The sequence below is a fragment of the Kitasatospora sp. NPDC059722 genome (assembly GCF_042733235.1).
Lineage (GTDB): Bacteria > Actinomycetota > Actinomycetes > Streptomycetales > Streptomycetaceae > Kitasatospora.
In genome coordinates, this window is record NZ_JBHWGD010000088.1 from 1856 (window position 1) to 6322 (window position 4467).

Below are 4467 nucleotides of genomic sequence, written 5' to 3' on the forward strand. Positions count from 1 at the left end.
ACCCCCGACCGGCCTGGCCCGGGGGCGGGGGTTGCTGATACGCTGAACCGGGGACCCCGGCAACGGTGTGGCCTCCCGCCGGGGGGGCGCGGGCTGACCTTCACCAACACCGGCCGCGCGTACCGCGATCTGTCGCTCGTCGTCTACAACTGCGACGGCGGAAAGGGTACTTCGGCCGACCTCAAGAAGTGCGCCGCGTCGATGAAGGGCATGAACGACATCGAGTGGCGGCAGGTCAAGTCGAAGGAGAGCGTCCACGCCGACTTCGACATCCAGAAGGGCTCCAACGCCCAGGTCTGGTGGACCGCCGACGGCACCGACAAGGCCACCGACATGAAGCTCCTGGGGACGCCGTGGAACTCCTGAACCGCTCCCGCGCGGCCGCCCTCGCCGCCGCGCTGCTCGCCACCTCCGTCCCGCTGCTCGCGGTGCCCCAGGCGGCGGTTGCGCAGCAGCCCACCGTCGAGTGCGACGGCAAGTGGCACTTCGAGCCGGTCGGCGACCCGGTGTTCAAGCGCGACATCGCCGACAAGTTCACGCTCGACAACCGCAAGGGCCCCGAGCCGCTGGACGAGACGGTCAAGACCAAGGAGTCGGTGACCAAGAAGTTCTCCCACAAGGTCGACCTCGGCTACGAGATCAGCACCGAGGCCAGCGCCAGCTTCGGGATCTTCTCGGCCAGCGTGCAGAGCAAGTTCTCCGCCTCCTACGGCTTCGCCTTCGCCGAGACCAACTCGGTGGAGAAGGAGACCGAGATCCGGCTGGTCGCCGGCCCCGGCGTCGGCTACACCCGGTACGTCGGCATCGAGACCGTGCAGGTCACCGGCTACTACGAGCGGATCCTCGACTGCGACAAGAAGTCCCAGCGTTACCAGCGCGTCGGGCCGGTCACGGAGGAGGCTCCGCTCAAGGGCAAGGCCGTGTGGACCGAGACCCTGCCCGACTCGAAGTGAGGACCAGCCAGATGACCGTCATGACCGTCAACCGCCGGGGCGCCCGCCTGGCCAGGGCCGCCCTCGCCCTGGCCGGTGCCGCTGCCCTCACCTGCGGCACGGCCGCCGCCGCGGACGGGCCGCAGACCGCCAACCCGCCCGGTGTGCACCTGCTGAACCCGGAGATGAAGGAGAGCAAGGCGACGCCGTGTCCGGCGGGGTGGCTGTGCATCTACGGCGGCTTCGACTACACGTGGGGCGCGATCGCCGTCCTGCCCGGCAGCCAGGTCGAGAACATCGAGCGGATCAAGTTCACCAACGGCGGGTCCTTCACCGGGGGCGCCGGCGTCTCGTCCTGGGTCAACAACTCCCCGGTGCACTACTGCTGGTACGAGGGAGCCGGATTCACGGGCGCCTCGCACGAGTTCGCGTCCCTCGGCAAGGAAGACCACATCAAGCCCAACGACGCGCTGAAGTCGTTCAAGCCGTGCTGACCCCGGACCCGTCCGACTCCTCAAAGGAGGAACGCTCGTGAGCCTGCCCCTCAAGCGCACGGCGGCGGCCGTGGCCACCGCCGTGCTCGGGGTCGTCCTGACTGCCACCGCCGGCCAGGCCGCCCAGTCCGCGCCCGCCGCCCCATCCGCCCCCAGCGTCCGTGCCGGCGGCGTGGACGCCACCACCGCCAAGGTGGAACGCCTGTGGGCCGTCGACGGCGACGACCAGAAGGTGAAGAGCGGCCAGCAGGTGCCGGTGCGCCTCAAGGTCAGGGCCGTCGACAAGGACCGCAAGCCGGTCAAGGGCGCGACCATCGCGTTCTCCACCCCCGGCCCGGGCCTCAAGTTCCCCGACGGCAAGGACGACGCCGCCGTCACGACCGACCAGGACGGCTACGCCACCGCTCCCCAGCTGACCGCCGCGGGCCACGCCGGGCCGGACCTGGTCACCGCGAGCGCGGGCACCAAGGCGCAGGTCGCCTTCTCGATCACCATCACCTAGGAGCCCGTGAACCCCATGAACGAAGCCCCTGCTCGATCCCCCCGCCGTTACCTCGGCCGGGCCGCCATCGGCGCCGCGGCCACCGTGCTGCTCGCCGCGGCCGGCACCGTGGCGGCCACCGCCGACACCACCCCGGCGGCCACGGCCAAGCCGCAGGTGGCCACCCCGCACTGGGAGTACCGCTGGGCCCTCGCCCAGCCCGGCGGCAAGACCGTCGGCGACCTGGAGAAGCTCGGCAAGGAGGGCTGGGAGGTGGTCGCCCCCGTGAACCCCTACACCGGCGACCGCTGGAACTTCCTCCTGAAGCGCCAACTGCCCGAGTGACAGCTGTCATTGTCTGACGACGGCCCCCTCCCGGTTCGCGCCGGGAGGGGAGCCGTCCGGCGCGTGGCGTGGCGGGCGCGCCGCTTGTAGCGCCTTGTGCGGATCGCTACGCTGTCCGGCATGAAACAGCTGAACGTCCGGCTGGACGACCAGGTCCACGAAGCGCTCGAACGGCGGGCGGAAGCGGCGGGGATGAGCCTGCCGGACTACGCCCGCAAGGTTCTGGCGGAGGAGGCCGACGAGCGGCGCGAGCGCTTCCTGACCGCCGCCGCGCACTTCTCCCAGGCCTGGGCGCCGGCCTTCGAGGCCGAGTTCGGCCCCTACCCCGAGAGCGTTGCGCGCCGACCCGGGACGGCGGACGCGGCGTGATCCTGCGCATCGACCGGGCGTGGCTGTTGGACATCGCCCACCATTTCCTCCCGGCGGATCCGGACGTCACCGACTACGGGACCCTCGCCGCCGCTGTGGCTCGCCACGTCGACGAGGTCATGGAGGTGCCGGTCTACGCGGGCGCGCACCAGCGCGCGGCCGCGCTCATGCACCAGCTCATCCGGGTCCCGCCGCTGGAGTTCGCCAACGAGCACTTCTCGGCAGTAGTCGCCGCCGCCTACCTGAGCGCCTCCGGCGTGATCGTCACCGTGGAACCGAAGTCCGCGGCCGAACTCGCCGCCCGCATCCGGGACGGGCAGGCCGACATCCGCGAGATCGCCGCCGCGATCCGGACCTGGTACCGCTGACGCGGACGGTCGGGTCGGGCCGCCCGGGGCGTGAGCTCCGGGGCGGCCTCGGCGCTGTGCTCCCGGTCCGTTCACTTTAGGGTGGAAATGTTCCGCTGGGCCGGGTGTCGGGAGGTGGGCGAGGTGATCCGCGGCGTCCACCTGGAGGCGCAGTGGCGGCGGGAGGCCCTGCGGACGAACCTGTGGGTCGTGCCGATCCTGGAGGTCGGCCTCGCCGGGGTGCTGTTCGTGGTCACGCTCGCGCTGGACAAGGCCGCCTACCGGGGGGACCTGGGGCTTCCCACCTGGGTGATCAGCGGGACCGCGGACGCGGCGCGGCAGATCCTCGCGGCCATCGCGGCCGCCCTGATCACCGTCGTCGGCGTGGTGTTCTCCATCATGATCGTGACGCTGACGCTGGCCTCCACCCAGTTCGGGCCGCGCATGCTGCGCACCTTCATCCGGGACCGGACCACGCAGCTCACCCTCGGGACCTTCGTCGGGACGTTCGTGTACGCGATCCTTGCGCTCGTCGTCATCGGGCCCGGGACGCACGGGGACTTCGTGCCGCACCTGTCGATCACCGTGTGCATGGTGCTCGTCATGGCGGACCTCGCCGTGCTGATCTTCTTCATCCACCACATCGCCACGTCGATCCAGCTGCCCCGGGTGATCGCCAGCATCGCGACGGAGCTGTCCGAGGCCATCGAGGCGAGTGCGGGCGGGCCGGGGCCGGCGGCGGGGGTCGCGGCGAAGGGGCCGACGGTCGAGGAGCTGAACGTCCGGCTGGACACCTCGGGGGCCGCCGTCCCGGCGCCCGCCAGCGGGTACCTCCAGTTCGTCCGGCACCGCACGCTCGTGCGGATGGCGGCCGGGCTGGACGCCGTCATCCGGCTGGACCACCGGCCCGGGCACTTCCTCGTGCAGGGGCACCAGCTCGCCACCGTCTGGCCCGCCGAGGCGGCGCCCGAGGTGGCCCGCAGCTTCGCCCGCGCCCACATCACCGGCTCGACCCGCACCCTCGCCCAGGACATCGCCTTCGCCGTCGACCAGCTCGTGGAGATCGCCATCCGGGCGCTGTCCACCGCCGTCAACGACACCTTCACGGCCCTGACCTGCATCGACTGGCTCGGCGAGGGCCTGTGCCGGATCGCCGCCCACTGGAGCCCGAACCCCGTCCACCGGGACGAGGACGGCTACATCCGGGTGATGACCGTCCCCGTCAGCTACGAGCGGCTCGTGCAGCGGAGCTTCGAGAAGATCCGCCAGGCCGCCCCCGGCATGCCGGCCGTCCTGATCCGCCAGCTCGACGCGCTCGCCGAGATCATGACCGAGACCAGGACCGAGCAGCAGTGCCGGGTGCTCATCGCCCAGGCCGAGATGATCGAACGCCTCAACCAGGAGTGGGGGGGGGGGGGCCCCCCCCCCGGCGCCCCCCCCCCCCCCCCCCCGCCGGGGCCGGGGCCCCACCCGGGCGCGCGGGGGGGGGCGCGGGGCCC

At 72.0% G+C, this 4467-nt stretch carries 8 protein-coding genes; all 8 read left to right on the forward strand.

All coding sequences use genetic code 11. The features are described from left to right. Positions 1 to 210 precede the first annotated feature (210 nt). On the forward strand, positions 211 to 366 hold the full coding sequence (locus ACFV4F_RS35250) for a hypothetical protein (RefSeq protein WP_380508821.1): 156 nt from the start codon (positions 211 to 213) through the stop codon (positions 364 to 366). After that, positions 354 to 953 carry a hypothetical protein gene (locus ACFV4F_RS35255; RefSeq protein ID WP_380440859.1) on the forward strand — a complete coding sequence of 200 codons (600 nt, stop codon included), beginning with the start codon at positions 354 to 356 and terminating at the stop codon, positions 951 to 953. Before ACFV4F_RS35250 ends, ACFV4F_RS35255 begins: the two co-directional genes overlap by 13 nt. Before the next feature lie 11 nt (positions 954 to 964). Further along, positions 965 to 1426, forward strand: coding sequence for a peptidase inhibitor family I36 protein (locus tag ACFV4F_RS35260; protein WP_380440857.1), 462 nt, complete (start codon positions 965 to 967; stop codon positions 1424 to 1426). 37 nt (positions 1427 to 1463) lie between these two features. Continuing rightward, on the forward strand, positions 1464 to 1928 hold the full coding sequence (locus ACFV4F_RS35265; RefSeq protein WP_380508824.1) for a hypothetical protein: 465 nt from the start codon (positions 1464 to 1466) through the stop codon (positions 1926 to 1928). A 15-nt stretch (positions 1929 to 1943) separates the two neighbouring features. Beyond that, the gene (locus tag ACFV4F_RS35270; RefSeq protein ID WP_380508827.1) at positions 1944 to 2252 is read left to right on the forward strand and encodes a hypothetical protein; all 309 of its coding nucleotides are present in this window, start codon (positions 1944 to 1946) and stop codon (positions 2250 to 2252) included. A gap of 120 nt (positions 2253 to 2372) precedes the next feature. Next, complete coding sequence (locus ACFV4F_RS35275) at positions 2373 to 2621, forward strand: plasmid mobilization protein (RefSeq protein WP_380508829.1); 249 nt, start codon at positions 2373 to 2375, stop codon at positions 2619 to 2621. Next, on the forward strand, positions 2618 to 2989 hold the full coding sequence (locus ACFV4F_RS35280; RefSeq protein WP_380508832.1) for a fic family toxin-antitoxin system, toxin component: 372 nt from the start codon (positions 2618 to 2620) through the stop codon (positions 2987 to 2989). Before ACFV4F_RS35275 ends, ACFV4F_RS35280 begins: the two co-directional genes overlap by 4 nt. Positions 2990 to 3103: 114 nt before the next feature. Further along, the coding region (locus ACFV4F_RS35285) for a DUF2254 domain-containing protein (protein ID WP_380508834.1) at positions 3104 to 4467 on the forward strand (1364 nt) is incomplete at its 3' end.

Bases quoted from the DNA above. Each gene is read 5' to 3' on its own strand.
- ACFV4F_RS35275 (WP_380508829.1), top strand. From the start codon at position 2,373: ATGAAACAGCTGAACGTCCGGCTGGACGACCAGGTCCACGAAGCGCTC.
- ACFV4F_RS35270 (WP_380508827.1), top strand. From the start codon at position 1,944: ATGAACGAAGCCCCTGCTCGATCCCCCCGCCGTTACCTCGGCCGGGCC.
- ACFV4F_RS35250 (WP_380508821.1), top strand. From the start codon at position 211: ATGAACGACATCGAGTGGCGGCAGGTCAAGTCGAAGGAGAGCGTCCAC.
- ACFV4F_RS35260 (WP_380440857.1), top strand. From the start codon at position 965: ATGACCGTCATGACCGTCAACCGCCGGGGCGCCCGCCTGGCCAGGGCC.